Origin of the sequence: Mycobacteroides saopaulense (assembly GCF_001456355.1) — a bacterium.
GTDB classification, from domain to species: Bacteria; Actinomycetota; Actinomycetes; order Mycobacteriales; family Mycobacteriaceae; genus Mycobacterium; species Mycobacterium saopaulense.
Window position 1 is genome coordinate 3,485,929 of sequence record NZ_CP010271.1, and the last position, 25,973, is coordinate 3,511,901.

The window sequence follows — 25,973 nt, forward strand, 5'->3', positions numbered from 1 at the left end:
TCCTATCGGCTCGCTTCGGTCCCGATATCCCCGGACATGCCCCAGGTGAGCTGGCGCGCGAAGCCGCGAATTGCGTACTCTAAGGGTGTGCGCGACCACTTTCCGCCGGGATTGCCACCAGACCCCTTCGCCGACGATCCCCATGATCCGTCGGCCGCGCTCGATGCGATCGAGCCGGGTCAGCCCCTCGACCAGCAGGAGCGGATCGCGGTCGAGGAGGATCTGGCCGACCTCGCGGTCTACGAGGCGTTGCTCGCCCACAAGGGAATCCGCGGGTTGGTCGTTTGCTGTGACGAATGCCAGCAGGATCACTACCACGACTGGGACATGCTGCGCGCGAACCTGCTACAGCTGCTGGTCGACGGGACCGTCCGTCCGCACGAGCCTGCCTTCGATCCCGAGCCCGAAGCGTATGTGACCTGGGATTATTGCCGCGGGTACGCCGATGCCTCACTCAACGAGGCAGCGACCGACCGCGACGGTTTCCGCTGATCTGCTTGTTCTCGGCCTACTCGCCGGAGTGGGTGCCCGTTCCGCTTCCCTGACTCGACGACCCGCCTCCGGGGTTGGCCGGTGCCACCGGCACCGAGGTCATCGCCGGCATGTGTCGCGACGGACCATCGGATCCCGAACCCGCGCTTCCACCGATGCCCGGCGAGCCGTTGATGGTCCCAGCCCCTGGGACGTTGACCGGTGCCTGATAGTTCGGCACCGGGTTGTCGGGGGTGCGGGTAATCGGTGACGGCGCCTGGATTGTCGTCGGCGCGGTGATGACGGGGGTGTCGACGGCTCCGGGGCGGGTGGTGACGATGGTCACCCCCTCGGGGGTTGTGGGGACGGTCACGATCGCCGCCGTGGAGGGCGCCGTGGTGACGATGGTCGCCGTCGGCGCGGACGTGGTCACCCCTGGCACAGCAGTGGACGTCGCGGGTGCCGTCGATGTTTCCGTCGCTACGGACGACGTGGCCGTCGATGCCGAGCTCGGCGGTGTCGACGTGGCCGTCGCAGAGGTCGATGCGGACGTGGACGTCGAAACAGATGTGGAGCTCGTCGACGTCGAGCCGGACGTGCTCGGCGGCACGGAGGTCGAATTCGTGGTCTCCGTCGTCGAAAGAGAGGGAACCGTCGTCGTCTCGGACCCGCCGGTCGTGACGGACGTAGGGGAAACCGTCGGAGCTGTCGGCGACGTCGAATTCCCCAAAGGTGGAATCACGGGCGGCGACAACATGATTCGCGGAGTCTCGGTCACCATTTCCGGCGGCACCGTCGCCTCAGGGTTCTTGGCGTCGATCCTGACCTCGGCTTGCTGCACGCGGCTGGCCAATTCGGCCTTCTGCTGCGCGTCGCCGACCTCGTTGACGCGCGCGGCGGCCACACCGAGCTGCTCCTGCGCGCCCTCCCAATCTCCTTGGGAAATAAGCTTTTCCACCTGTGCGAGTTCGGTCTGCGCCGACAGCACCACCGGATCGGTCCGCACCGGCGGGGGCGCGCCGAACAACGAGGTACGCAGCCCATACAAGGCGTCACCGGGATGCGACTGGTACACCGCCGCGCCGAATCCGCCGAACAACAGTGTCACCGCGGCGGCCGAACCCACCGTCGTAGCCAGCAGCCGTGAACGGCCACCGCGCTCACGCAGCGCGTTACGCGCCTGCCCGAGCGTGGGTTTCGCAGGCATCGGCTCGCGGCCGACATCCTCACGCCACGCCGCCAACATCATCGCCACGGCGTACTCGTCGGAATCGGAGGTGGCCACCGGCAGATCCGCCGCGATGGCATCGATCATCCGGTTGGTGCGCCGCAGCGCCGCCAGATCCTCCGGGCCCTCGTTCTCCTGCCAGCCCTGCCCGCCGGGGAACCATCCACGTCCATCAGCCACGGTGATCACCCGCCCGGGTCATCTCAGCCTTGAGTCTCTGCAACGCCCGGTGCTGCGCCACCCGTACCGCACCCGCGCTACTGCCGACCGCATCGGCGGTCTCTTCTGCCGACAGACCGACGACGACGCGCAAGATGAGGATTTCGCGCTGCTTCTCGGGCAGCACCTCCAACAGGGCCTGCATCCGCCGCGCCGATTCGGAGTTCAGCGCCTCCTGCTCGGGACCGGCATGGCGGTCGAACTGCTCAGGGAGAGTCTCGGCCGGATCGGACTTGTCCCTGGCCATCGCACGATGCGCATCGGCCACCTTGTGCGCGGCGATGCCGTACACAAATGCCAGGAACGGGCGTCCCTGATCTTGGTAGCGAGGCAGCGCTGCGATCACCGCGAGACACACCTCCTGCGCTACGTCGTCTGCGGAGAGACCACTTCTTTCCGCCGTCCCGACCCGCGCGCGGCAATATCGCACCACGACGGGCCGGATGGCACTAAGTACCTCGGAAAGCGCGTCGCGATCGCCTTTGACGGCAGCAGCAACGACGTCGTCGAGCCCGCTCTCCGTACTTGTCATCGACTGCGCATTCCCCAGTGTTACGTGTGGTGCACCGTGGTGGTGCTGTTACCTAGGACAATAGCGTTGGACGCAGACGGGCAGCGCATTTAGTCCGCCACCTCCAGACGCCAGCGCCCGCCCGCATGGGCTATCCACGCGGCACATTCGCGGCGAATAGCAACGAGGTCTTCACGACGTTGCCCCGCCTCCTCAGAGGCGGGCAAGCTCTCCAGCATCGCCGCCAGCGCCCAGCGCAGCGGCACCAGTCCGTTCGCCCCCGCCGCCTGCAGGCCGCGTGCCGCGACGAGGGCGGATTCATCGAAATCGCCGGCACTACTGAGCGCCGCGGCGAGCACCATCGAGGTCTTGACCTGGTGCCTTACCGATGGCACGTCACGGGCGAGCTGTTCGGCGGTGCGGGCGTACCGCAGCGATCGCCCACCATCACCGGACACCATCGCCAGCTCGGCGTGCACCCAGGCCAGCCGCAGCGGTAGGCGCCACGGCCAACGAACATCGCCGCGCTCCGACAGCGGTTCGGCCCGTTCCAGTAACGCGTGAGCAAGCGGGAATCGCGCCAGCCCCAGTGCATCCGCCGCCAGCCCGATGAGCGCATCAGCGCGCGCCTCAGCGTCAGTACCGGCCATCGCCAGCGCCCGGCCGTCCAACCCACGTGCCTGCGCATGCCACCCGAGCTGACGCACGTGCGATGCGCGAGTACTCAGCACCAGCGAGGCCAGTCTGCCGGGACGCGAGACCGCGATGGCATTCAATTCGGCGTGCGCGGCGCCGTAGCGCCCCGCTCCACCGAGCGCCACGGCGCGCAACCAGGCATCCTCAGGTGTCGAGGCGGACACCAGCGGCCAAGTAGCTGAGCGCGGACCGAAGGCGGCATCGGTGAGCGCGGTCACTGCGGAGGTTCGGAAAGTCACCATGGGAGCGGCCACGGTATCAATTCCGTCAAATATGGCGTTAACAGTTGATGCTCCGCACGTTAAATCGGCGTCAACCAGAGCTGTGAACACTTCACCAACACAGCGTTAAGGAAACGGAAAACCCACGGCCAAAACCCGCTGACCACGCAGCTGAGCGAGCGTTACGTACCAGGCATGAGCAAAGGCGATGAACGTGATGTTAATTCTGGACCTAATGGTGTGATGTTGCCATGATCATCGCCTATTGACTGGATTTCTACCGCGCACCTACGTTGTTTACACCGCTTGTCATTGGCGACACGTCTGGTGCTACTTACTCACGCGCAGGTCGAATGCGCGCGCAGCGAGAGGGTTAACCACATGCCGCAGCCACAGCAATTGCCTGGGCCCAACGCAGATATTTGGGATTGGCAGATGAAGGGTGTTTGCCGAGGAGTCGATTCGTCGGTGTTCTTCCATCCCGACGGTGAACGCGGCCGTGCCCGCGCACAGCGCGAGATGAAGGCCAAGGAGATGTGCCGGGCATGCCCGGTGCTGGTGCAGTGCCGCGCACACGCGCTTGCCGTCGCCGAGCCTTACGGAATCTGGGGTGGACTCTCCGAGTCCGAACGCGAACTGATTCTGCGCCGCGGAGTACGCCGCTCCGCCTAATACGTGCAGCGAACATCGGGCCCCCGCACCCAGTTGGTGGCGGGGGCCCGATGTTTGCCCGGGGCCTTATGTGGTGGAGCTCGGCTGGTCGTCGACCTTCCAGTTGAAGGAGATCTTCGTCCCCTCAACACCGGTGGCCGTCACGGTGACACCGATCGTCTTACCCTCGCCGTCGACGACCGCACAGCGCTGTGTGGCCCCCTTCTCCCCCTTCAACGGCCCGTCGCAGCGGACTCCGGTGAGCGCGACACCGGTCTTCTCCGTGATCGCATCCTTGAGCCCGGTCTCCAGCTTCGCCTTGGCCAGTTCCGGGGACGATGACCCGAGGCTGAAATGCGCCTCGCAGCCCGAAAGCAGCAGCCCCACCAGGACAAGCGCCGCCAGCCGCGGCATGTGAATAGCCATCTGCTCAGTAAACCCCGTAGAGACGGAAACACCCCCGGCTTCGCAGGCCGGGGGTGTTGTCGTAGCGCTGTCTAGTGGGCGTGACCGTGGTGGCCGTGCCCGTGGTCGGCTTCTTCGGCCGGCTTGTCCACGATGGAGGTTTCCGTCGTCAGGATCATGCGAGCCGCCGAGGCCGCGTTGATGACGGCCGAGCGGGTCACCTTCACCGGGTCGATGACGCCCTCGGCGATCAGGTCGCCGTACTCCAGCGTCGCCGCGTTGAAGCCGTGCCCGGCATCCAGCTCGGCCACCTTGCTCACCACGACGGCTCCGTCCAGCCCGGCGTTGGTGGCGATCCAGAACAGCGGCGCGGACAGCGCGGCCTCGAACACGTCGACGCCCTTGGCCTCGTCACCCTTGAGCTCTGCACGCAAACGGTCCAGCGCCGAACGGGCCTGCACGAGGGCGCTACCGCCGCCCGCGACGATGCCCTCTTCCACGGCGGCCTTGGCCGCCGAGACGGCGTCCTCGACGCGGTGCTTGCGCTCCTTGAGCGCGGTGTCGGTGGCGGCACCCACCTTGATCACCGCCACACCGCCGGCCAGCTTGGCCAGACGCTCCTGCAGCTTCTCGCGGTCCCAGTCCGAGTCGGTGGTCTCGATCTCGGCCTTCAGCTGCGCGACGCGCGCCTTGATGGCCTCCTCCGAGCCGCCGCCCTCGACGATGACCGTCTCGTCCTTGCTCACCACGATGCGGCGGGCGGTGCCAAGCACCTCGATGCCGACCTCACGCAGCGACAGACCCACGTCGGGGTTGACCACCTGGGCGTTGGTCACGATGGCCAGGTCCTCCAGGAACGCCTTGCGGCGGTCGCCGAAGAACGGCGCCTTGACCGCGACGGCCTTGAGGGTCTTGCGGATCGCGTTGACGACCAGGGTGGACAGCGGCTCGCCCTCCACGTCCTCGGCCACGATCAGCAGCGGCTTGCCCTCCTTGGCCACCAGCTCCAGCAGCGGCAGCAGGTCGGGCAGCGAGCTGATCTTGTCGCGGTGCAGCAGCACCAGTGCGTCTTCCAGGATCGCCTTCTGCTCGTCGAAGTCGGTCACGAAGTACTGCGACAGATAGCCCTTGTCGAACTGCACACCATCGGTGATCACCAGTTCGGTGTTGATGGTCGAGGACTCCTCGACGCTGACCACGCCGTCGCCGCCGACCTTGGTCATGGCCTCGCCGACCAGCTCGCCGATCTCGGGATCGCGCGAGGAGACCGTGGCCACCTGGGCGATGGCGTGCTCGCCGGACACCGGCGCGGCCACCGTCAGCAGCCGCTCGGACACCGCGTCGGCGGCGCGGGCGATGCCGGCGCCGAGCGCGATGGGGTTGGCACCGGCGGCCACGTTGCGCAGGCCGGCCTTGACCAGCGCCTGGGCCAGCACGGTGGCGGTGGTGGTGCCGTCACCGGCAACGTCGTTGGTCTTGGTGGCCACCGACTTGACCAGCTGGGCACCCAGGTTCTCGAACGGGTCCTCTAGGTCGATGTCGCGAGCGATGGTGACGCCGTCATTGGTCACGGCGGGACCGCCGAATGCCTTGGCCAGCACCACGTGCCGTCCACGGGGACCGAGCGTGACCTTGACCGCGTCGGCCAGCTTGTTGACCCCGGCTTCCAGGGCGCGGCGCGCGGTCTCGTTGAATTCGATCAGCTTGCTCATGTGTTCTCTCTATTCGGCTGTTTCAGCACCGGACAGGAATGGGTAAAAACGCGTGCCGCCCCGGACATCGCCTGCAAAGCAGGTCGATTCCGGGGCGGTCACACGGTTCTGCTTGCTCGGTTATTTGCTAACGACAGCCAGCACGTCGCGAGCCGACAGGATCAGGTACTCCTCGCCGTTGTACTTGATCTCGGTGCCGCCGTACTTGCTGTAGATGACGACGTCGCCTTCGGACACGTCCAGGGGGATCCGCTTCTCGCCATCCTCATCCCAGCGGCCGGGGCCAACTGCGACGACGGTGCCTTCTTGCGGCTTCTCCTTGGCGGTGTCCGGGATGACCAGACCGGAAGCGGTCGTGGTCTCGGCCTCATTGGCCTGAACGAGGATCTTGTCCTCGAGTGGCTTGATGTTCACGGCCACAGTGATCCCTTTCCCTCTCAGGGTGGCTCGGTGGGCCTGCTGCCCATGAGCCTGGATTGTCAATGAATATTTCGGCGGCCGGATGAGTGTCGCGCCGTCGTCGCGGGTGCCGACACGACGTCAACCGATCGCCATCTAGCACTCTATACATGAGAGTGCTAGTGCTCAAGGCTGGGCTGTCACCTAACTGTCCAACGCCCCCGGATCCATGAGCAGATGAGCTGACACATCGCCGATCATCTCGACATCTACCCGCCGCGAGCTGAAGTACCAGCCCTGCTCGTCGCGGCCGAACGTGTCCCGATACCGGCCCACGACAATCGGCTGCAACGGCAACCTTTCGGTGGCCTGCACCACACAGAACGTCGAGCGGGCCGAGGCCGTGCCATCCCCGGTGACCTCGACGATCGGATTGAGCACCAGATGTCGGGTGCGCGGGGTGCCACCGGTCTCCCGATAACGGCGCGTGGTGGTGAAGAAGAGTTTGGTGATGCCGAGGCGCCGGACACGCTCCCCTGCTGCCCACCGAAGGTGCTACGGCCAAGCAACTCCCCAACCCCGTCGAAGTCCCCCGCGTCCATCAACTCGGCGTAGCGATACAGCAGATCGGTGATGGCCAGCCGGTCCGCGACGCTCATCAGCGCACCTGCCCCTTCACCACGGGCAGCCCCGGGTCGGCGGCGGCCTGCAGCGAGGACGGTTGCGCACCCGCAGCCACCAGATGCGCCGCGAAGGAGGCGATCATCGCGCCGTTGTCCGTGCACAGCCGCAGCGGTGGCACCCGCAGTGTCACGCCGGCCTGGGCGCACCGCTGCTCGGCCAATTCCCGCACCCGCGAGTTGGCAGCCACCCCACCGGCGATCAGCAGAGTCGACACCCCGAGGTCCGTCGCCGCGCGCACCGCCTTCATGGTCAGCACGTCGGCCACCGATTCCTGAAAGCCCGCCGCCACGTCGGCCGGCACGAAGTCGGGGTTCTTTTCCACATAGCGCGCCACAGCCGTCTTCAAGCCCGAGAAGCTGAAGCTGTGCCGATCATCGCGCGGACCCGTCATCCCGCGCGGAAATGGAACCGCTGACGAATCGCCTTGTTGCGCAAGCTCGTCGAGCACCTTGCCGCCCGGGTAACCCAACCCGAGCAGCCGCGCCACCTTGTCGTAGGCCTCGCCCGCGGCATCGTCGACGGTGGCACCGAGCTCCTCGATGGGCTCGGCCAGCGACCTCACGTGCAGCAGGCTGGTGTGCCCGCCCGAGACTAGCAGCGCCACGCACTCGGGCAGCGGCCCGTTTTCGAAGACGTCGGCGGCGATGTGCCCGCCCAAATGGTTCACCCCGTAGAAGGGCACACCCCAGGCCAACGCCAGACCCTTGGCGGCCGAGACCCCGACCAGGAGCGCACCGGCCAGGCCGGGACCGATGGTCGCGGCGACCACATCCGGCTTCTGCACGCCGGCGATGTCCAGCGCACGCCGCGCGGTGACTCCGAGCGCCTCCAGATGTGCGCGAGAGGCGATCTCGGGCACCACCCCGCCGAAACGGGCATGTTCGTCGACGCTGGACGCCACCTCGTCGGCCAACAGCACCACCGACCCGTCGGGGGTCAGCTCGGCGATACCCACTCCGGTTTCATCGCAGGAGCTTTCGATGGCAAGGATGACTGTCATGGCCGCATCAGCCTATTTCACGGAGCCCTGTGCAGGGCGTTTCATGGTGAAGGCGTCGGCTCCGCTGCCCGGGTAGTAGCGCTTACGCACGCCGACCGTCTCGAATCCGGTGCCGTGGTACAGCGCGATCGCCGCCTCGTTGTCGGTGCGCACCTCCAGGAACACCGGCCCCGGATCGCTGTCTGCGTGCGCGAGCAACGCATCCAGCAGGCGCCGTCCGATGCCCTGTTTCTGATATGCGGGATCCACGCCGATGGTGTGGATCTCGTACTCCGGTTCGTGACGCCCCAACCGGGAGATGCCGCCGTACCCCACGAGCGTGTGTCCGTCCCTCGCCGACAGGTAGAAGATGTGCGCCGACGCCAGCTCGGCGCGAAAGGCCGACTCGGGCCACGGATCGTCACCGGCGAACAGGATCGCCTCGAGTTCGGCGCACCGACCGGCATCGCGCCGTCGAAGCGGCTTCAGCGCGATCGTCATCGGCGGGGTTCTTTGGCGTCGGGACGACGCAGATACAGCGGCGTCAGAGTCCCCGGGGGCTGATCCCAGTCGACCACGCGCACCAACCGGGATGGGGACGGGTACTGGCGATCGAGCGCCGGCAAATCGAAAAGAGTTGTGTGGTCCGGCGATCCGGCCACATAGGAGTAACCCGAGACCGACACGTCCGCGGGTGCGTCGACGGCGGGGCCGCCGATGCGCGCACCGTCGCGATAGCCCGCCCAATACACCTCACGCCGGCGGGCGTCGGTGACGACGAGGACACTGCCCGTGGTGTCGTAGCCGATGGCGTCGAGGGTGCACACCGGGTACACCGGAACGTCGAGTGCCAGTCCCATGGCCGACGCGGTCGCCATCCCGACCCGCAGCCCGGTGAACGGGCCGGGGCCACAGCCGACCACGATCGCACCAAGCTCACCAACCGTGACGCCCGCCTCGGCACATGCCGCTGCGATATTGGGCGTGAGAGCCTCGGCATGCCCCTTGGCGCCCATGGTGATTCGTTCAGACAGTGTCTGCACCGATCCATCCGGCGCACGCCTCACCAAACCCGCGGTGATGGCGGGTGTAGCCGTGTCCAGGGCAAGTATCACGCTCACGGCTTACGACTCCAATGCCAGGTTGCGGTGCGTTCGTCGGAGTCGGGTGCACGTTGCAGCCGGATGTCCAGATGGTGTTCCGACAACCGCTCCGCCAACCCCTCGCCCCACTCCACGACCACCACCGAATCGTCCAGGTCGGTATCGAGATCCAGCGAGTCGAGCTCGCCGAGCAGGTCGGCACCGTGATGTTCCAGCAGCCGGTAGACGTCCACATGCACCAGTGCCGGTGCACCCGGGCGCCGTGCCTCGTGGACGCGCGCCAGCACGTACGACGGCGAGGTGATGGGGCCGTCGACATCCATGCCCAACGCAATTCCCTTGGTCAATGCGGTCTTTCCTGCCCCCAGCGGACCATCGAGCACGACGACGTCGCCCGCGGCGAGGTCATGCCCGATCCGCGCCCCGAAATCCAGTGTGTCCTGCAGCGTGGGCAATGCGATGCGTCCCGACTCATCGATCACAGTCCGGTCCGATCACGCAGACGCTGTTTGATGGCAGCGAAAAGTGTTGGGGTCGAGCGCCTGACAAGACGATCGATGCCGTCGTTGACGATTCCGGGATGTTCCAGTTGCACCAGATGCCCCGATTCGCGCACCAGGATCAGCTCGTCCAGTCCGCTGAGTCCCAATTGCGCTGCCATGGACTCCGATTGAGCCTGCGGGGTCAGCATGTCGGTGTCACCGCACACCACCAGGCTGGGCAGTGGCGCGATGGTCTGCAGCGCCGCGGTCTCGTCGTGCTCCTCCAGCGCACGAAGGAAATCCACGATAGTGGTGACGGGAGTCTGGTGAATCATCCGCTCGCTGAACCGCACCAGCGTGGGGCTCACCCGGTTACCCCCGTACGACGCGGCCTGCAACACCGGGCCCACCAGCGATTTGACCGCGCCGCGGCCATGGTGGGCCGGGCCAGGCGCGTAATGTACCGCCGCGCGCAGCACGCGCAGTGCGGGGTTGCGCAGGCCCTCGCCGATCGCGGTATGCGAAAGGCCCTCGGCCGCACTGGCGATCAACCCGACTCCGACAATTCTGCGGCCATACTGTTCGGGATGACGTCCGGCGTGCGCAAGGATGGTCATGCCGCCCATCGAATGCCCCACGAGGACCGCGTTGCCGCGGGGCACCAACACACGCAACACCGATTCGAGGTCGTCGCCGAGCTGCCTGATGGTGCACGACTTCGGGGACGGCCTGCCCGAACGTCCGTGTCCGCGTTGGTCATAGAAAACCATGCGGACGTTGTCGCCCCAACGGCTCGCGAGTTCACGACGCTGGAAGTGAAAGGACGCCATCTGCAGACAGAAGCCGTGCACGAATACGACGGTCAGCGGCGCTTTCGACGGACCTACCTCGCGAACCGCCAGCGGCACACCGTCATCTGTCATCACAATGCTGCCGCGATCGGTCTCCAGCAGGTCGAAGTCCTCGTCGCGATAGGGGTCATCGAGTCTGCGCCTGCCGATCGAACGCGCGGTACCGACACCGGCCACCGTGACCACAGCGCCCAGCCCCGCCACGCCCGCCAGCCAGGCGTTCGACTTATTGCTCAACGGCCCTGGAATCCCGATACGTCCGCACCACCCTGCCGCGTGGGCCGGTGACCACCTCATAGGCGATGGTGTCGAGCAGCTCGGCCCAGTCCTGCGCGGTGGGCTCGCCCGCTGTGCCCGGACCGAAAAGCGTTGCGACATCGCCCGCCCGCACCCCGGCCTCGTTGTCACCCAGGTCGACCACGAACTGGTCCATGCACACCCGCCCGACGTTCGGGTAGCGGCGTCCATTGATCGAGACCTCAAAGCGATTCCCCAATGCGCGGGTCACTCCATCGGCGTACCCGATTCCGATGAGTGCCGCGTTGGTATCGCACGGCGCCGTCCAGATATGGCCGTAGGACACACCTTCACCGGCACGGACCGGTTTGACCGAGGACACCGCGCACGTCAGCGACATCGCCGGGATGAGATCGGTTTCGACCTCCCCCGGCATCGGATTGACGCCGTACACCGCGATACCCGGACGCACCATGTCGTACCGCACATCGGGACGGGTCAAGGTGGCTGCTGAATTCGACAGGTGCGCAAGCTCATAACGCAATCCGAAGCTGCGCGCCGTCTCCAGCGCCTCGTTGAACCGGCCGATCTGCATATCGATGGTGGGGTTACCCGGCTGATCCGCATACGCGAAGTGGGACATGATGCCGCGCACCCGGATCGACTCCTCGGCCTGCGCCTTGGCCAACACCTCGAAGAGGTCGCGGGTGTACTCGGCCGGCACGCCGTTGCGATTGAGCCCGGTGTCCACCTTGACGGACGTGATCGCCTGCCTGCCGGTGGATCGCGCCGCATCCAATAACTCACCGAACTGCTCGCGCGAGGACACCGCCACCTCGACATCCGCGTTGAGCGCGGCGGCGTAGTCGGCTCCCGGCGCGTGCAACCAGGCGAGCAGCGGCGCGTCGATACCGGCGGCGCGAATCCGTAGCGCCTCGGTCAATGTGGTAACCCCGAGCTCGTCGGCTCCCGCGGCGAGCGCGGCACGCGCGACCGGCACCGCGCCGTGCCCATAGCCGTCGGCCTTGACGACCACCATCAGCCGCGCCGAGCCGGCGTGCCCACGAAGCAATTGAACGTTGTGCGCGATGGCACCGAGGTCGACGACCGCCTGCGCGGTCGCCTCACCCGTGTTCGGCGGGAGGCCGCCTGTTGCCGTCGAAGTTGTGGTCACCGGCCCCATTGTCCCATCCGCCTCAGTGGGCGAACGGCTGCACCGCGTCGAAGTGCCCATTCGGCTTCAGTTCGTCAAGACCCTTCAGCACGGTGACAAGGTCATCGCGCAGCGCCCTGGCCAGATCGGTCGAAAAACCTTCGCGCACCACCACACGCAGCACTGCGATATCGGTCACGTCATCGGGCATGGTGTAGGCCGGAACCTGCCAGCCGAAGGCTCGCAGCGAATGCGAGATGTCGAACTCGGTGTACGGGCGTTCGCCCTTCAGCCGGAACGACACCACCGGGATCTCCGAGCCATCGGTGATCACCTCGAAATGCTCACTCTTGTTCAGCTCATCGCCGAACCAGCGGGCGGTCTCCGATAGACAACGCATCACCTGCGCGTATCCGGCTCGGCCCAGTCGCAGGAAGTTGTAGTACTGACCGACGACCTGGTTACCCGGCCGGGAGAAGTTCAGCGTGAACGTCGGCATGTCACCGCCGAGGTAGTTCACCCGGAACACCAGGTCTTCGGGCAGGTGTTCCTTACTGCGCCACACCACGAAACCGATGCCCGGATAGGTCAGCCCGTATTTGTGCCCGCTGACGTTGATCGACACCACCCGTGGCAGCCGGAAATCCCAATGCAGTTCGGGATGCAGGAACGGCACCACGAATCCCCCGCTGGCCGCATCGACGTGCACCGGGACGTCGGGCTTGCCAGGCGTGGCCGCCAACGCGTCCAGGGCGGCGCAGATCTCGGCGATCGGCTCCAGCTCACCGGTGAAGGTGGTGCCCAGGATGCCGACAACCCCGATGGTGTCCTCGTCCACGGCGCCGAGCACCTGCTCGGGGGTGATGACATACCGATCCCTGGCCATCGGCAGGTAACGCGGCTCGACATCGAAGTACCGGCAGAACTTCTCCCAGACCACCTGCACGTTGGACCCCATCACCAGATTGGGTGTGCGCCCCTTCCAGCCGTCACCCACCTTGGCGCGCCAGCGCCACTTGAGGGCCAACCCGGCAAGCATCACCGCCTCGCTGGATCCGATGGTCGACACCCCGACTGCCGACGAAGGGTCCTCGGCAGACAGGTCGTCGGCGTGGAACAGGTCGGCCACTATGGCCACGCACCGCGATTCGATCGCGGCCGTCGCCGGATACTCGTCCTTGTCGATCATGTTCTTGTCGAACGTCTCGGCCATCAGCTTTTCGGCCTCGGGATCCATCCACGTGGTGACGAAGGTGGCCAGGTTCAGCCGCGAACTGCCGTCGAGCATGAGCTCGTCGTGAATGAACCGGTAGGCGGCCTGCGGGTCCATCGGCTCATCGGGGAGACGCAACGCCGGGACAGGGGCCGTCGACAACCGGCCGGTATAGGCGGGACTGAAAGACGAGGCGTTGATCTTGCCGGCGTGCGCCGAGAGCCTGAACTGATCGCGGGAATTCGACATAAACCGATTCTCACCCTATTTCGGCGATCGCCCACCGCAGATGTCCAAGAAGACGGGAAGCCGAAATGGGGGCTTTACCCGGACCGGGATCAGCCGCCGCGGCTGCGGCCGCGCGGGCGTGCACGTAAGCGCCCATGGCCGCGGCCCGGTCCGAAGGAATGCCGGTCGCCAACAGAGCACCGATCACACCCGAGAGCACGTCGCCAGAACCCGCGGTCGCGGCCCACGATCCATGTGCCCGATTCACATACGCGGTTCCGTCCGGCTGCGCGATGACGGTGACGTTGCCCTTGAGGAGCACCGTGGCGTTCAACCGAGCGGCCAGCGACCGCGCGGCACCGATCCGGTCGGAACCCGGCGCAGTGCCCGCCAGTCGCGCGTACTCACCGGCGTGCGGCGTCAAGACCGTCGGTGCGTCGCGCGTTGCCACCAGGTCGGTCAGATCGGGATGCTCGGCCAGAATCGTCAGGGCATCGGCGTCGACGAGAACAGGCAGGCCGCCGGAGAGCACCCGCCGCAGAGTTCGCGTCTGGCGCTCGGCGGTTCCGTACCCGGGACCGATCACCCAGGCCTGCACCCGACCGGCGGCCTCTTCCGTCTGTGTGGCAATGGTCTCCGGCCAGTGCGAAACCACCTCCGCGGCAGCAGTTCCGGCATAGCGCACCATCCCCGAGGTGGCGGCTACGGCGGCGCCGGAGCACAACACCGCCGCGCCCGGGTAGGTGCTCGATCCGGCCAGCACACCGGTGACGCCCTGGGTGTACTTGTCGTCGGCTGGTCCGGGGACGGGCCAAGCGGCCGTCACGTCGGCGGCCTCGAGTTCCCGGATCGTCGCCGCGGGTAGGTCCAGTCCGATGTCGATCAGCCTGACGTCACCGCAGTCGCCCAGAGCGTGTACCGGTTTGTACCCGCCGAATGTCACCGTGACCTCGGCACGAAACGCCGGACCGTCCACCGCTCCGGTGTGAACGTCGACGCCGCTGGGAATGTCCACCGCGATCACGGGGATGCCCTCGGCGGTGATCTGCTTGGCGATCTCGGCGGCTCCCGGGCGCAAGGGCCCGATGCCCGAAATGCCCACGACTCCATCCAGGACGAGGTCGATGTCGTCCGGCACGGCGGACACCACCCGGCCGCCGGCCTTACGGAAGGCCCGTAGACCCGAATGGTGCGCGCGATCGGGATTCAACAACACGGCGCTCACCGAGACTCCGCGGCGACGCAGGAATGTCAAGGCCCACAGGGCGTCTCCCCCGTTGTCTCCCGAACCCACGATGGCACAGACGCCCCGCCCGGACACCACGCCGGCCCGGCGCGACAGCTCATCGGCGACAACCGTGGCCAATCCGTACGCCGCGCGCCGCATCAACGCCCCATCCGGCAGCGAGGCCAGCAACGGCGCCTCGGCCTCCCGGATCTGTTCGGCGCTGTAGTAATAGCGCATCAGGCCGCCTCCACCGCATCCAGGAATTCATGGGTCACCACTGAAATCCTTTCCGGGAATTCACCGTTGAGCGCGTGCGACGCATCGCTCCATGTCTCGACCCGCGCCTGCGGCACGAGGGCTCGCGCCCGCGCGGCCGCCCGCCCGGGGTGATAGACGATGCTGCGCCCGGCGATCACGACGAGTACCGGTACCCGCAGCCCGCGCAACTGCGCATCGTCGAACGGACGCGGTGTGGGCAGAAACATCGCAAAATCCCGCATACCGGAGGAGATCAGTGCGGCCTCGGGCGCGCAGCCATCGACCGGCGCACCCCCCGATATCCAGCCCAACAAGCGATTCCGGATCCACTGCGGCATGGCGGGAATCACCGAGCCCAGCGACACCACAATCATCTTCCAGGTGATCCGCGCGAACGTCATCGCCGGATCGAGCAAGGTCACCGAGGCGAGCCGGTCCGGATAGCGGATGGCGTAGTTCACGGCATTCCAACCACCGATCGACAAGCCGAGTAGGTGCACGCGATCGAGCCCAAGCCCATCTAGGGCGTCCTCAAGCCAGGCGGCTTGATCCGCAGCATCGGCGATCACCTTGTGCTGCACACTCATCCCGGCCTCCCCGAGCAGGTCCAAGGTATAGACGCTACGCCGCGCGATCAGCGATACCAGGTTGGCGCGCCACATCGGAGTGGAGGCGTTCCGACCGGGAAGCAGCACCAACGGAGTCCCCGGCGCCGACCCGAATCTGTACGCCCGCACGGTGCCGAGTCGCGTGTCGACATCGGCGATCGAGCCCACCGCGGGTAGCTCGTCCATGCCGCGCAGATATGCCCGCACGAACCTGCCGAACGCCGCATCGTCGGTGAAATACCCCAGCCTCTCAGCAGCCCAGCGCTTTCCGACGCGATGCTCAGGTATCGCCACGGAGTTCATGCGGAGGGCCTGCGGCTGCCGCTATTCGACGGTTACCGACTTGGCCAGGTTCCGCGGCTTGTCCACGTCATACCCACGGGCCTGCGCCACCGCCGCGGCGAAAACCTGCATGGGAATGGTGGACAGCAGCGGTTGGTACAGCGTCGACACGGCCGGAATCTCGATGAGATGGTCCGCGTAGGGCCGGATCGTCTCATCGCCCTCTTCGGCGATCACGATCGTCCGTGCCCCACGAGCCTGAATCTCCCGAATATTGCTGAGCAGCTTCGAGTGCAGCAGTCCCATGCCCTTGGGCGAGGGCATCACCACGATGACCGGCAGGCCCTCTTCGATCAAGGCGATGGGCCCGTGCTTGAGCTCTCCGGCCGCGAAGCCCTCGGCGTGCATGTACGCCAATTCCTTGAGCTTGAGCGCGCCTTCGAGTGCTACCGGATAGCCGACATGTCGTCCCAGGAACAGGATGCTGGAGGACTGCGCGTACTGGCGGGCAAGGTCGGCCACCGGATCCATCACCGAGATGACTCGCTCGATCTGCTCCGGCATCGCCTCCAGCTCGCGATACTCACGGGCCACCTCGTCGGGGTACTTGGTACCGCGAGCCTGGGCCAGGGCAAGGCCCACAATGTAGTTGGCGGTCACCTGGGCCAGGAAGGTCTTCGTGGCGGCGACACCGATCTCCGGCCCCGCACGCGTGTACAGCACCGCGTCGCATTCCCGGGGAATCTGCGAGCCGTTGGTGTTGCAAACCGCCAGCACCTTGGCCTTCTGCTCCTTGGCGTGCCGCACCGCTTCCAGGGTGTCAGCGGTCTCGCCCGACTGCGAGATGGCGACGACCAGCGTGCTGCGATCCAAAACCGGGTCCCGGTAACGGAATTCGCTTGCCAGCTCGATCTCCACCGGCAGCCGAGTCCAGTGTTCGATGGCGTACTTGGCCAGCAGACCGGAATGGAACGCCGTGCCACAGGCCACCACGAACACCTTGTCGATATCGCGCAGCTCCTGATCGGAGAGCCGCTGCTCGTCGAGCACGATCCGACCAAGGTCGAAGTGCCCCAACAAGGTGTCGGAAACCGCTGCAGGCTGCTCGGCGATCTCCTTGAGCATGAAGTACTCGTAACCGCCCTTTTCCGCGGCCGACAGGTCCCAGTCGATGGTGAATACCCGTGCGTTGTCGGTGTCGTCATTACCGGCGAAGTCGGTGATCTGGTAGCCGTCGGCGGTGATGACGACTATCTGGTCCTGCCCCAATTCGACGGCGTTCCTGGTGTATTCGATGAACGCGGCGACGTCCGACCCGAGGAACATCTCGCCGTCGCCGATGCCGACCACCAGCGGGGTGGACCGACGTGCGGCCACAATCGTGCCCGGATCGTCACCGTGCGAGAAGACCAAGGTGAAGTGTCCCTCGAGCCGGCGCACCACGGCCTGCACCGAGGCCACGAAGTCACCGGCGGTGTCTCCCGACTCGTATTGGCGCGCCACCAAGTGCACGGCCACCTCGGAATCGGTATCGCTCGCGAACTCGACGCCAGCAGCCTCCAGCTCGGCGCGCAGCACCGCGAAGTTCTCGATGATCCCGTTGTGAACCACCGCCACCTTGCCGGTGGCATCCCGGTGGGGGTGTGCATTGCGGTCAGTGGGTGCACCGTGGGTCGCCCAGCGGGTGTGTCCCATCCCGGTGGTCGCGGCGAACGATTCGCCGGATTCCGCGATCGCGGCCTCCAGGTTCGCCAGCCGGCCCGCTTTCCGCTGCACCAGGAGTCCACCGCTGCCATCGGCCAGCGCAACACCGGCAGAGTCATAGCCCCGGTATTCGAGCCGCCGCAGCGCCTCGAGGACGACACCAAGGGCGTCCCGGTGGCCGACGTACCCGACGATTCCGCACATAGCCCACCAGGGTAGTTCAGTTCCCGCTGCGGTCCGCAGGCGCCAACGATCCGCTACGGTCATGCAATGGCGAGTACCCGCACGCTATTCAAAGCCCTGACCCGCCGTGGTCCGCACAAAGTGCTGCGCGGCAACCTGGCCTTCGCGGGGGTGACCGGCGTCGTCTACACACCGGATTCCGGCTTCAATCTGCCCGCGGTGGCGTTCGGACACGACTGGCTGACCGGCACGGACAAGTATCGCGCGACCCTCGAACACCTCGCGTCCTGGGGAATCGTCGCCGCTGCCCCCGATACCGAGAAGGGGTTGATCCCGTCACACCTGAATCTGGCCGCCGACTTGGCCACAACACTCGAGATCGTGACTCGAGTACGTCTGGGCGACGGCAAGATCAGCGTGCATCCCACCAAGCTCGCGCTCGTCGGTCACGGCCTGGGTGCCTCCGCGGCGGTTTTCGCGGCGACGCGTACCCCTGCTCTCGTGGACAAGAAGAATCGGCCCGTAGGCGCCAAGGCCGTGGCGGCGCTGTTTCCCAGCGCAACTCAGCCGCCGGTAGAAGACGGAGCCGCCGGCTTGACCATCCCCGGCCTGGTGCTGACGAGCGGCGATGACGCGCACTCGCTGCGATCCAATGCCGTCGCGCTCACCCGCGCCTGGCCGGGTGCCGAGTTGCGGTATATCGCCAAAGCGAAGTCCAGTGGACTGCCCGAGCACAGCTGGCTTCGTAGGTTCGTCGGCCTCGGCGGATCCAACCGGGCCACCCAGCGCAACACCCGCGCCCTGTTGACCGGATATCTGCTGTTCCAGCTTGCGGGTGACAAGCGCTACCGGGATTTCGCGGACCCGGCGGCCGAACTGCCGAACAGCTCGCCACCGGAAGCCGTCGAGCAGGAGATCAGCCAGCTCGATCGCGTGCAATCGCTGCTGAGATAGTCAGCGCCGCCACCGCTGCCAGCGGTAGACGTCGTCCTCGTCGAAATCTGATTCGGTCAGGTAGATCTGCGCTGGTACGCGCAGTTCGGCGCCCTGCCCGGAGGTCTGTTCTTCGACTTCTTCCCGAGCCGCATCCGCCTCGTCTCGCAGCTCGTCGAGCATGCTCTCGAAGTCCGAGACGATGCCTGCCAGTGCATCGGTGATATCGATCATCGTCCGGCCTTGGGCAGTTCGTCGGCAGCGATCTCACATGGCGTCTCACCGGTCTCCGTGCCTGCGGCCTGAGCCTTCGCAGACGGGCTTGCAGGTCCCGCGGACGGCAAGGGCGAGGGCTGCGGTGCGGCGGCAGGCTGTGGCTCGGGATGCGCAGTCGGGGCCGGCTGCTGAGCCTGAACCGGAGGCGGGTTCACCGGCGCGGTAGCACCGGCGGGCTGCGCCGACATACCGGGGGGCGGAACCGTGCCCGGCGGCGTGGTACCGAACGGCGCTCCAGGCGTCGTCTGGCCCGCCGGGGCGGGAGCGGCTTCCAGTCCTCCAGCGCCCGCCAATTGGACGCCCGAGGTCGGTGCGGGTTTGCCGTCCGTCGCGAACGTCGCCCCGGCATCCGTGCGTGCCTCCTGGATCGCGGCATCCTTGGCCGCCGCCATCTTGGTGTCCGGATCCTTCTTGTCGGTCTTGTCATCGACCTTGTCGGCAGCCTCGTCGGCCTTGCCGTCGATCTTGTCGTCCGGGCCCGGCTCGCCGCCCTGTCCCATCTGGTCGAATGGGATGTTGGACAGCCCCTCTGTGATTGCACTGACGATTCCGCTCGCCGCCTGACCGATCGATCCCAGCGCACCGGTCATCGCACCGGTCAGACCGCTGACGATCTGGCTCGGGTCCATACCCTGCTGCCCCTGCCCTTGCCCGGCGCCCTGCTGCTGTCCAACACCGGACATCTGCCCACCCTGGTTGCCCAGCGCAGACGCGGGGGTAGCCGTGCCTTGCATCCCGCCGCTCGCGGTGCCACCGGCCGATCCGCTGTCGCCACCGCTCTGGGCGCCACCGGTATCGCTGCCGCCGGGCGCCTCGGACTTGCCCTTGCGGTCTTTGTCCTTGGGCTTGGATTCAGAATTGTTGTCGGCGTCGTACTCCGGCCCGAACTGACCGGGCGGCGACTTGAACTCCGGAGGCAACTCCTGCTTGAGACCGTTGATCAGGGTGTCGTACGCCTCGCCGCCCTTGGCCCATGCCGTCTTCATGGCCGGCAGCCACTTGCCCTCGATGTTCTGCTGAACATGCGGACCGATCTTGGTGGCGTTGGTCTCGTCGGCGACGGATTTGTCGCCGGTCCCGGTCTTGTACGTCGCGACGGCGCTGTCGAACGATGCCCGGTCGGTCACCAAACCGTCGACCATCGTCGTGGCCTGCTTCTTCAGGTCGACGATGTTCCAGAGCGCCTCCCGCAACCCGTCCAGCCCGGTGGACACCTTCCCGAACTCTCCGGTCACGGCGTCGGCGGTGGAGTTGTGCGTCCTCAGAAACTGATTGGCGGCTTCCGAGCCCTTGCCTTCCCACATCCCCATGAGCTGCTGCAGCTGTCCGTGCTGCCGCTCGGCCGCGGACTTCATGGTGGTCACCGCACCCTTGAACAACTCAAGGTCCGCACCGAGCGCATTTAGGTCCATGCCGGCATCCATGTCGTACCAATCGAACAGCTGGCGCTCGTTGGCGGTCAGATCCGGGTTGGTGATCGTGACAGGCGACTTACCGTTCCCCCGGATCGCGGCCGTCGTGTAGTTCTGGGAGTTCGCGACCGCCTGGATTCCCTCGCTGCGGAGCGACTCGATGTCGTATCTACCGGCCATCGGCTGCCGCCATCCGTGCGGCGTTCTTGGCTTCCCGATCGGCATACCGCTGCGCCGTGGCCCGAAGTTGCTCGGCGATCACGGTGTTGGTGCGCTGCCAGTTCTCGAGATGAGCGACCACCTCGCGCAGCCCGGTCCTGACCGCATCGCCCTTGGCCGTGTGCCAACGCCCGGCCGACGCCCCGCCAAAAGACAAACCACGCAGCTGCTCTACTGCCTTTTGCAGCTCGTTGGCCACGTTGTCGAACTCTCCAGCGACCCCCCGGACACCAGCGACATTGATCGAGGTTTCTCCCATATTGACTACGACGGGTCCCTACCGATTCCGGTTCCATCTTTTTTCACCGATCTACCGCCCGATGCATCTTCCCGTTCAACCGCTTGGTCGGGTAGGGTCGCCGCATGCGCATTGGAACCACGCTGAGCTATGCCGGCGGATTCACCGAAGTTGTCGACGAGCTCGCTGAGCTGGAGAAAGTCGGACTGGATATCGCGTTCGTCGCCGAAGCGTACTCGTATGACGCCGCGAGCCAACTCGGGTACCTCGCCGCCAAGACGTCCACGGTGAAGCTCGCCTCGGGCATCTTCCAGCTCTACACCCGTACCCCCACCCTGCTGGCGATGACGGCGGCCGGTCTGGACTACGTCTCCAACGGCCGCTTCGTCCTCGGCATCGGAGCCTCCGGCCCGCAGGTCATCGAAGGATTCCACGGCGTGAAGTACGACGCCCCGCTGGGCCGCACCCGCGAAACCGTCGAGATCTGCCGCAAGGTCTGGCGCCGCGAACGCCTCGAATTCGAGGGCAAGTACTTCACCGTGCCGCTGCCCCCGGAGCAGGGCACCGGCCTGGGCAAGGCACTGAAGCTGATCAATCACCCTGTGCGTGACCGTATTCCGGTGCTCATCGCTGCGCTCGGCCCCAAAAACGTGGCGCTCACCGCCGAGATCGCCGAGGGCTGGCAGCCCATCTTCTTCCTGCCCGAGAAGGCCAACGACGTATGGGGCGCGGCCCTGGCCGAGGGCAAGGCCAAGCGCGATCCGTCGCTCGGAGATCTCGAGGTTTACGCCGGGCCCGCTCTGGCGATCGGTGACGACGTCGAGGCGCTGTACGGATTCGTGAAGCCAAGCCTGGCGCTGTACATCGGCGGTATGGGCGCCAAGGGCAAGAACTTCTACCACAACCTCGCGACCGCCTACGGGTTCGGCAAGGAAGCCGACACCATCCAGGAGCTCTACCTGGCGGGCAAGAAGGCCGAAGCCACCGACGCGGTGCCGGACGAGCTCGTCAGGAACGTCTCGCTCATCGGACCCAAGAGCTTTGTGGCCGAACGCGTTGCGGCCTTCAAGGAGGCCGGTGTGACCACCCTCAACGTGGCGCCGCTGGCAGCCGATGCGGCCGGTCGTATCAAGCATGTCGAGGCACTGCGCGAGCTGCTCTGATTCGCGCGTCGTTCGCATTGCGTTCGACGTGTGTTCGTCCTGCGCCCCGAAGGTAGAGGGATGACAGCCATCCCGCGCCGTACCGTCCTGCGCGCCGCCCTACTCGGGCTTGCGATAGCTCCGGCCACCGCGGCGTGCGGACCGGCACTGGTGACAACGCGTCCCAAGCTGACGCACGGGATCGCGAGCGGATTTCCTCGCCCCGACGGCGCGGTGATCTGGGCACGCTCGGATCGACCGGCCACCATGATTGTCGAAACGGCGGCCACCGAAAGCTTCTCGGATGCACGACGTTTCAGCGGTCCGGCGCTCACGCCGGACACGGACGGCACCGGGCGGTTTCGCCTCACCGGGCTGCCTGCCGACACCGAGGTGCACTACCGAGTGACCCTCGATTCGGACGGAACGCTGAGCGAGCCCGTCACCGGCGTCTTCCGAACGGCACCGGCATCCGCGCGAAATGTGCGGCTGATCTGGTCCGGCGACGTGGCGGGACAGGGGTTCGGCATCAATCCAGACCTGGGTGGGATGAAGATCTTCCGCACCATGGCGGACCGGAATCCGCAGTTCTTCATCCACAGCGGGGACACCGTCTACGCGGATGTGCCGATTCCGGAAACACTGACACTGCCCGACGGGAGGGTCTGGCGCAACGAGACATCGGAGGCGAAAAGCGCTGTCGCACAAACCCTCGACCAGTATCGAGGACAACACGCGTACAACCTCACCGACGCCAACTATCGGTACTTCAATGCGCGCGTGCCGCAGCTGGTGCAGTGGGATGACCACGAGGTGCTCAACAACTGGTACCCCGGCGAGATTCTCGACAGCGACAAGTACACCGAAAAGCGCGTCGACGTGCTCGCCGGGTACGGGCACCGGGCATTCCACGAATGGCAGCCGATCGAACCCCGCGAAACCGTGGACGGCCGCGTGTACCAACGAGTCTCCTACGGTCCACTGCTAGACGTATTCCTTCTCGACATGCGCAGCTACAAGGACCCCAACTCCCCCAACCGGCAACCGCGCGGCGCCATCTTGGGTGCCGCCCAGACAGAATGGCTGATCGACGCGCTGGCCTCGTCGAAGGCGGTGTGGAAGATCGTCGCCAACGACCTGCCACTGGCACTGGTGGTACCCGACGGAAAGACCGACTTCGAGGCCGTCGCGAACGGCGACGACGGCCAACCCCTCGGGCGGGAAACCGAGCTGGCGCATATCCTCTCACAACTCAAGGCACGACAGGTCCACAACGTCGTGTGGTTGACGGCCGATGTGCATTACACCGCGGCACATGAATACTCACCGACTCGGGCCGCATTCACCGATTTCGATCCGTTCTGGGAGTTCGTGTCGGGTCCGCTCAATGCGGGTGCCGGACAAGAGAAGCCACTGGACGCAACCTTCGGCCCGCGAGCCGATTTCGTCCACGCCGCCCCGGCCGATCAGTCGTCACCGCTGGACGGTTACCAACACTTCGGACAGATCGACATCGATGGCGGCAGCGGTGACCTGACGGTCACCCTGTGCGACGCCGTGGGCTCGGCGCTGTACACACGCACCCTGGCGCGCACCTAGACCGCGCCGACCACCTGAGCCACACGTTCGGCAAGACGCTGGGCGGTCGACTGCTCGTCGGCTTCCACCATGACCCGCACGAGCTGTTCGGTTCCGGAGGGACGCAACAGGATTCGACCATTGCCGGCAAGCTCGGATTCCACTGCGGCGACCGCGGCCAGCACCTCGGGCGCCTGTGCCACGGTGTGCTTGTTCGAGACCGGCACATTGATGAGCGTTTGCGGCAGGCTGCGCATGGCGGACGCGAGCTCGGCCAGCGACTTACCCGTCTGCGCCATGCGCGACATGAGACGCAGACCGGTGACGATGCCGTCGCCGGTGGTGGCCAGGGAAGGCAGCACGATGTGGCCGGATTGTTCACCGCCTAAAGCGAATTGGCCCGCGCGCAATTCTTCCAGCACATACCGGTCGCCGACACCGGTCACCTTGACGTCGATGCCCGCGGCGCGCATGGCGATATGCAGACCCTGATTGCTCATCACCGTGGTGACCAGGGTGTTGGCGGTCAGCTCGCCGGCTTCGGCCATTGCCTCGGCAAGCACGACCATGATGGCGTCACCATCGATGACGTTCCCATCGGCATCCACGGCGAGACACCTGTCGGCATCTCCGTCGTGCGCGAGCCCGAGATGCGCACCATGGGCGCGAACCGCCTCCTGCAGTGGACCGAGATGCGTTGACCCACAGCCATCGTTGATGTTGAGCCCGTCGGGGTCGGCATTGATGTCGACCACGAGAGCACCCGCCGCCCGGTAGGCCAGCGGCGCCGCGTCCGAGGCCGCCCCGTGCGCACAATCGACCACGACGGTGACTCCGCCGAGCGGGTGGGTGGAGGCGTTCTCGACGTGATGCAGATACCGGTCGAGGGCGTCCACCGCATCGCGCACCCGCCCGATCCCGCCGCCGGTAGGACGTATGGAAAGGGCTTCCAGCTGCGCCTCGATGGCCGCCTCTGCGTCATCGTCGAGTTTGTGGCCGCCGGCGCCGAAAATCTTTATTCCGTTGTCTGGCATGGGGTTATGCGAAGCCGAGATCATGACACCGAAGGCCGCGTCATACGCGCCCGTCAGGTACGCCACCGCCGGGGTGGGCAGCACACCCACGCGCAGCACGTCGACACCTTCTGCCGCGATACCCGCGACCACGGCTGCCTCCAGCATCTCACCGCTGGCACGTGGATCGCGGCCCACCACGGCCACGGCGTGCGCACGCCCGAGGGACCGTGCCGCAGCGGCGCCGAGGGCCATCGCAAGCTCAGCCGTCAGATCGGCATTCGCGACACCCCGCACGCCGTCGGTGCCAAACAAACCCATGCACTTAACCTCTCACACCCAATTGGGCCCAATAACGCGATTGCGCCGACACACAGGTGTGTGCCGGCGCAATACGCGGACGAACAGAATCGATCAGCGCTTCGAGTACTGAGGCGCCTTGCGGGCCTTCTTGAGACCGTACTTCTTGCGCTCGATCGCACGGGGGTCACGAGTCAGGAAGCCGGCCTTCTTCAGCACCGGGCGGTCCTCGGGCTCCACGATGATGAGTGCACGGGCGATGGCCAGGCGCAGCGCGCCGGCCTGGCCCGAGGGGCCGCCACCGGTCAGGTGGGCGTAGATGTCCACGCTGTCGAGGCGGTTCACCGAGACCAGCGGGGCCTTGATGAGCTGCTGGTGCACCTTGTTCGGGAAGTACTCCTCCAAGCTGCGGCCGTCCAAGTGGAACTTGCCGGTGCCGGGGACGAGACGAACCCGGACAACGGCTTCCTTGCGGCGGCCGACGGTCTGGATGGGCTTGTCGATGATGACCGGTCCGCGAGGAGCGGCCTTGACCTCGGTCTCGGCGGTCTCTTCAACCACGACCTCGACGAGCTCCTGGTCACCGCTTTCCACGGTGTTCTCGGCGTCTTCTGCGGGAGTCTGCTCTTCGGCGATATCGGTCACTGAGCCACCTGCTTAATCTCGAACGGGATCGGCTGCTGTGCGGCGTGCGGGTGCTCGGCACCGGCGTACACCTTCAGCTTGCGCTCGATCTGACGGCCGAGCTTGTTCTTGGGCAGCATGCCGATGATTGCCTTCTCCACCGTGCGAGTGGGGAACTTCTCCAGCTGCTCGCCGATGCTGCGCTTGCGCAGACCGCCCGGGAAACCCGAGTGACGGTAGGCGAACTTGTCGGTGAGCTTCTTGCCGCTCAGGGCAATCTTCTCGGCATTGATGATGACGACGAAATCGCCACCATCGGCATGGGGGGCGTAGGTCGGCTTGTGCTTGCCGCGCAGCAGAGTGGCTGCTTGAACGGCAAGACGGCCGAGCACCACATCCGTGGCGTCGATGACATACCAGCTCGTGGTGATGTCACCCGCCTTCGGCGTGTAGGTAGGCACAGTCTTTCCTTGTCTACTCGGGTGGATCCCCGGACGGTTTGAGCCGTTCAGGGGGCTGGTCGTGGCGAACG

Annotated in this window: 27 protein-coding genes and 1 pseudogene; 5 read left to right on the forward strand and 23 right to left on the reverse strand. The window is 66.2% G+C overall.

The window, feature by feature from the left end; translation table 11 throughout:
- The first annotated feature begins 87 nt into the window (after positions 1–87).
- Positions 88–492, forward strand: coding sequence for a DUF5319 domain-containing protein (locus MYCSP_RS17430; protein WP_070910029.1), 405 nt, complete (start codon positions 88–90; stop codon positions 490–492).
- Positions 493–508: 16 nt separating this feature from the next.
- Here the strand turns inward: MYCSP_RS17430 and MYCSP_RS17435 are convergent, their stop codons facing one another.
- The 3 genes from MYCSP_RS17435 to MYCSP_RS17445 all read right to left on the reverse strand — a co-directional run bounded on the left by MYCSP_RS17435 (position 509) and on the right by MYCSP_RS17445 (position 3,367).
- Positions 509–1,879, reverse strand: coding sequence for an anti-sigma-D factor RsdA (locus tag MYCSP_RS17435; protein WP_083016499.1), 1,371 nt, complete (start codon positions 1,877–1,879; stop codon positions 509–511).
- The gene (locus MYCSP_RS17440; protein ID WP_070909458.1) at positions 1,872–2,450 is read right to left on the reverse strand and encodes a sigma-70 family RNA polymerase sigma factor; all 579 of its coding nucleotides are present in this window, start codon (positions 2,448–2,450) and stop codon (positions 1,872–1,874) included. The genes MYCSP_RS17435 and MYCSP_RS17440 overlap by 8 nt, the downstream gene beginning before the upstream one ends.
- Positions 2,451–2,539: 89 nt before the next feature.
- Complete coding sequence (locus MYCSP_RS17445) at positions 2,540–3,367, reverse strand: hypothetical protein (protein WP_088414507.1); 828 nt, start codon at positions 3,365–3,367, stop codon at positions 2,540–2,542.
- Positions 3,368–3,727: 360 nt separating this feature from the next.
- Here MYCSP_RS17445 and MYCSP_RS17450 point away from each other — a divergent pair, with 360 nt between their 5' ends.
- The gene (locus MYCSP_RS17450; protein ID WP_070909456.1) at positions 3,728–4,018 is read left to right on the forward strand and encodes a WhiB family transcriptional regulator; all 291 of its coding nucleotides are present in this window, start codon (positions 3,728–3,730) and stop codon (positions 4,016–4,018) included.
- Positions 4,019–4,084: 66 nt separating this feature from the next.
- On the opposite strand, the gene MYCSP_RS17455 is transcribed toward MYCSP_RS17450, so the two are convergent.
- The 14 genes and pseudogenes from MYCSP_RS17455 to glmS all read right to left on the reverse strand — a co-directional run bounded on the left by MYCSP_RS17455 (position 4,085) and on the right by glmS (position 17,727).
- Entirely contained in the window at positions 4,085–4,411 is a 327-nt protein-coding gene (locus MYCSP_RS17455) for a DUF4333 domain-containing protein (protein ID WP_070909455.1), read from the reverse strand.
- 83 nt (positions 4,412–4,494) lie between these two features.
- Positions 4,495–6,114, reverse strand: coding sequence for a chaperonin GroEL (gene groL, locus MYCSP_RS17460; protein ID WP_070909454.1), 1,620 nt, complete (start codon positions 6,112–6,114; stop codon positions 4,495–4,497).
- Positions 6,115–6,234: 120 nt separating this feature from the next.
- Positions 6,235–6,534, reverse strand: a complete 300-nt coding sequence (gene groES, locus MYCSP_RS17465) for a co-chaperone GroES (protein WP_005056050.1) — start codon at positions 6,532–6,534, stop codon at positions 6,235–6,237.
- 183 nt (positions 6,535–6,717) lie between these two features.
- Positions 6,718–7,172: pseudogene (locus tag MYCSP_RS17470) on the reverse strand (nuclear transport factor 2 family protein).
- On the reverse strand, positions 7,172–8,197 hold the full coding sequence (gene tsaD, locus MYCSP_RS17475) for a tRNA (adenosine(37)-N6)-threonylcarbamoyltransferase complex transferase subunit TsaD (protein ID WP_070909452.1): 1,026 nt from the start codon (positions 8,195–8,197) through the stop codon (positions 7,172–7,174). The pseudogene MYCSP_RS17470 and the gene tsaD overlap by 1 nt, the downstream one beginning before the upstream one ends.
- Before the next feature lie 12 nt (positions 8,198–8,209).
- The gene (gene rimI, locus MYCSP_RS17480; protein WP_083016411.1) at positions 8,210–8,677 is read right to left on the reverse strand and encodes a ribosomal protein S18-alanine N-acetyltransferase; all 468 of its coding nucleotides are present in this window, start codon (positions 8,675–8,677) and stop codon (positions 8,210–8,212) included.
- The gene (tsaB, locus tag MYCSP_RS17485) at positions 8,674–9,297 is read right to left on the reverse strand and encodes a tRNA (adenosine(37)-N6)-threonylcarbamoyltransferase complex dimerization subunit type 1 TsaB (RefSeq protein WP_088414511.1); all 624 of its coding nucleotides are present in this window, start codon (positions 9,295–9,297) and stop codon (positions 8,674–8,676) included. Before tsaB ends, rimI begins: the two co-directional genes overlap by 4 nt.
- Positions 9,294–9,761 (reverse strand): tRNA (adenosine(37)-N6)-threonylcarbamoyltransferase complex ATPase subunit type 1 TsaE, encoded by a 468-nt coding sequence (tsaE, locus tag MYCSP_RS17490; protein ID WP_070909449.1) that lies wholly within the window; start codon positions 9,759–9,761, stop codon positions 9,294–9,296. Before tsaE ends, tsaB begins: the two co-directional genes overlap by 4 nt.
- Complete coding sequence (locus tag MYCSP_RS17495) at positions 9,758–10,849, reverse strand: alpha/beta fold hydrolase (RefSeq protein WP_070909448.1); 1,092 nt, start codon at positions 10,847–10,849, stop codon at positions 9,758–9,760. The genes tsaE and MYCSP_RS17495 overlap by 4 nt, the downstream gene beginning before the upstream one ends.
- Positions 10,839–12,032, reverse strand: a complete 1,194-nt coding sequence (gene alr, locus MYCSP_RS17500) for an alanine racemase (protein WP_088414513.1) — start codon at positions 12,030–12,032, stop codon at positions 10,839–10,841. Before alr ends, MYCSP_RS17495 begins: the two co-directional genes overlap by 11 nt.
- A 13-nt stretch (positions 12,033–12,045) precedes the next feature.
- Positions 12,046–13,464 carry a glutamate decarboxylase gene (locus MYCSP_RS17505; RefSeq protein WP_083016418.1) on the reverse strand — a complete coding sequence of 473 codons (1,419 nt, stop codon included), beginning with the start codon at positions 13,462–13,464 and terminating at the stop codon, positions 12,046–12,048.
- 10 nt (positions 13,465–13,474) lie between these two features.
- The gene (locus tag MYCSP_RS17510) at positions 13,475–14,908 is read right to left on the reverse strand and encodes an NAD(P)H-hydrate dehydratase (protein WP_070909445.1); all 1,434 of its coding nucleotides are present in this window, start codon (positions 14,906–14,908) and stop codon (positions 13,475–13,477) included.
- On the reverse strand, positions 14,908–15,840 hold the full coding sequence (locus MYCSP_RS17515; RefSeq protein ID WP_088414515.1) for an alpha/beta fold hydrolase: 933 nt from the start codon (positions 15,838–15,840) through the stop codon (positions 14,908–14,910). The genes MYCSP_RS17510 and MYCSP_RS17515 overlap by 1 nt, the downstream gene beginning before the upstream one ends.
- A 21-nt stretch (positions 15,841–15,861) precedes the next feature.
- Positions 15,862–17,727 (reverse strand): glutamine--fructose-6-phosphate transaminase (isomerizing), encoded by a 1,866-nt coding sequence (gene glmS / locus MYCSP_RS17520; RefSeq protein ID WP_070909443.1) that lies wholly within the window; start codon positions 17,725–17,727, stop codon positions 15,862–15,864.
- Between the two features lie 66 nt (positions 17,728–17,793).
- Here glmS and MYCSP_RS17525 point away from each other — a divergent pair, with 66 nt between their 5' ends.
- Positions 17,794–18,660, forward strand: a complete 867-nt coding sequence (locus MYCSP_RS17525; protein WP_083016426.1) for a dienelactone hydrolase family protein — start codon at positions 17,794–17,796, stop codon at positions 18,658–18,660.
- Here MYCSP_RS17525 and MYCSP_RS17530 read toward each other — a convergent pair whose 3' ends face one another.
- Genes MYCSP_RS17530 through MYCSP_RS17540 form a run of 3 tightly spaced genes read right to left on the reverse strand, consistent with a single transcriptional unit; the run spans position 18,661 to position 20,805 of the window.
- Entirely contained in the window at positions 18,661–18,873 is a 213-nt protein-coding gene (locus MYCSP_RS17530) for a hypothetical protein (protein ID WP_083016429.1), read from the reverse strand.
- The gene (locus MYCSP_RS17535; protein ID WP_088414517.1) at positions 18,870–20,507 is read right to left on the reverse strand and encodes a hypothetical protein; all 1,638 of its coding nucleotides are present in this window, start codon (positions 20,505–20,507) and stop codon (positions 18,870–18,872) included. Before MYCSP_RS17535 ends, MYCSP_RS17530 begins: the two co-directional genes overlap by 4 nt.
- Positions 20,497–20,805, reverse strand: coding sequence for a type VII secretion target (locus MYCSP_RS17540; RefSeq protein WP_070909439.1), 309 nt, complete (start codon positions 20,803–20,805; stop codon positions 20,497–20,499). Before MYCSP_RS17540 ends, MYCSP_RS17535 begins: the two co-directional genes overlap by 11 nt.
- A 104-nt stretch (positions 20,806–20,909) precedes the next feature.
- Between MYCSP_RS17540 and MYCSP_RS17545 the strand changes: the two genes are divergently transcribed.
- On the forward strand, positions 20,910–21,947 hold the full coding sequence (locus MYCSP_RS17545) for an LLM class F420-dependent oxidoreductase (RefSeq protein WP_070909438.1): 1,038 nt from the start codon (positions 20,910–20,912) through the stop codon (positions 21,945–21,947).
- Between the two features lie 60 nt (positions 21,948–22,007).
- Entirely contained in the window at positions 22,008–23,525 is a 1,518-nt protein-coding gene (locus MYCSP_RS17550; RefSeq protein ID WP_088414520.1) for an alkaline phosphatase D family protein, read from the forward strand.
- Here MYCSP_RS17550 and glmM read toward each other — a convergent pair.
- From glmM to rplM, 3 genes are all read right to left on the reverse strand, one after another.
- Positions 23,522–24,838 (reverse strand): phosphoglucosamine mutase, encoded by a 1,317-nt coding sequence (glmM, locus tag MYCSP_RS17555; protein WP_083016440.1) that lies wholly within the window; start codon positions 24,836–24,838, stop codon positions 23,522–23,524. The two genes, MYCSP_RS17550 and glmM, sit on opposite strands and share 4 nt — an antisense overlap.
- 93 nt (positions 24,839–24,931) lie before the next feature.
- Complete coding sequence (gene rpsI / locus MYCSP_RS17560; protein WP_088414522.1) at positions 24,932–25,462, reverse strand: 30S ribosomal protein S9; 531 nt, start codon at positions 25,460–25,462, stop codon at positions 24,932–24,934.
- On the reverse strand, positions 25,459–25,902 hold the full coding sequence (gene rplM / locus MYCSP_RS17565) for a 50S ribosomal protein L13 (protein WP_070909435.1): 444 nt from the start codon (positions 25,900–25,902) through the stop codon (positions 25,459–25,461). The genes rpsI and rplM overlap by 4 nt, the downstream gene beginning before the upstream one ends.
- Between the last annotated feature and the right edge of the window lie 71 nt (positions 25,903–25,973).

Coding starts and splice junctions, on each gene's coding strand:
- glmM (WP_083016440.1), bottom strand. CDS start 24,838: ATGGGTTTGTTTGGCACCGACGGCGTGCGGGGTGTCGCGAATGCCGAT.
- rimI (WP_083016411.1), bottom strand. CDS start 8,677: ATGACGATCGCGCTGAAGCCGCTTCGACGGCGCGATGCCGGTCGGTGC.
- groL (WP_070909454.1), bottom strand. CDS start 6,114: ATGAGCAAGCTGATCGAATTCAACGAGACCGCGCGCCGCGCCCTGGAA.
- MYCSP_RS17515 (WP_088414515.1), bottom strand. CDS start 15,840: ATGAACTCCGTGGCGATACCTGAGCATCGCGTCGGAAAGCGCTGGGCT.
- MYCSP_RS17535 (WP_088414517.1), bottom strand. CDS start 20,507: ATGGCCGGTAGATACGACATCGAGTCGCTCCGCAGCGAGGGAATCCAG.
- MYCSP_RS17440 (WP_070909458.1), bottom strand. CDS start 2,450: ATGACAAGTACGGAGAGCGGGCTCGACGACGTCGTTGCTGCTGCCGTC.
- MYCSP_RS17455 (WP_070909455.1), bottom strand. CDS start 4,411: ATGCCGCGGCTGGCGGCGCTTGTCCTGGTGGGGCTGCTGCTTTCGGGC.
- MYCSP_RS17550 (WP_088414520.1), top strand. CDS start 22,008: ATGACAGCCATCCCGCGCCGTACCGTCCTGCGCGCCGCCCTACTCGGG.
- MYCSP_RS17505 (WP_083016418.1), bottom strand. CDS start 13,464: ATGTCGAATTCCCGCGATCAGTTCAGGCTCTCGGCGCACGCCGGCAAG.
- MYCSP_RS17525 (WP_083016426.1), top strand. CDS start 17,794: ATGGCGAGTACCCGCACGCTATTCAAAGCCCTGACCCGCCGTGGTCCG.
- MYCSP_RS17510 (WP_070909445.1), bottom strand. CDS start 14,908: ATGCGCTATTACTACAGCGCCGAACAGATCCGGGAGGCCGAGGCGCCG.
- MYCSP_RS17445 (WP_088414507.1), bottom strand. CDS start 3,367: ATGGTGACTTTCCGAACCTCCGCAGTGACCGCGCTCACCGATGCCGCC.
- MYCSP_RS17540 (WP_070909439.1), bottom strand. CDS start 20,805: ATGGGAGAAACCTCGATCAATGTCGCTGGTGTCCGGGGGGTCGCTGGA.
- MYCSP_RS17530 (WP_083016429.1), bottom strand. CDS start 18,873: ATGATCGATATCACCGATGCACTGGCAGGCATCGTCTCGGACTTCGAG.
- tsaD (WP_070909452.1), bottom strand. CDS start 8,197: ATGACAGTCATCCTTGCCATCGAAAGCTCCTGCGATGAAACCGGAGTG.
- glmS (WP_070909443.1), bottom strand. CDS start 17,727: ATGTGCGGAATCGTCGGGTACGTCGGCCACCGGGACGCCCTTGGTGTC.
- MYCSP_RS17545 (WP_070909438.1), top strand. CDS start 20,910: ATGCGCATTGGAACCACGCTGAGCTATGCCGGCGGATTCACCGAAGTT.
- MYCSP_RS17450 (WP_070909456.1), top strand. CDS start 3,728: ATGCCGCAGCCACAGCAATTGCCTGGGCCCAACGCAGATATTTGGGAT.
- alr (WP_088414513.1), bottom strand. CDS start 12,032: ATGGGGCCGGTGACCACAACTTCGACGGCAACAGGCGGCCTCCCGCCG.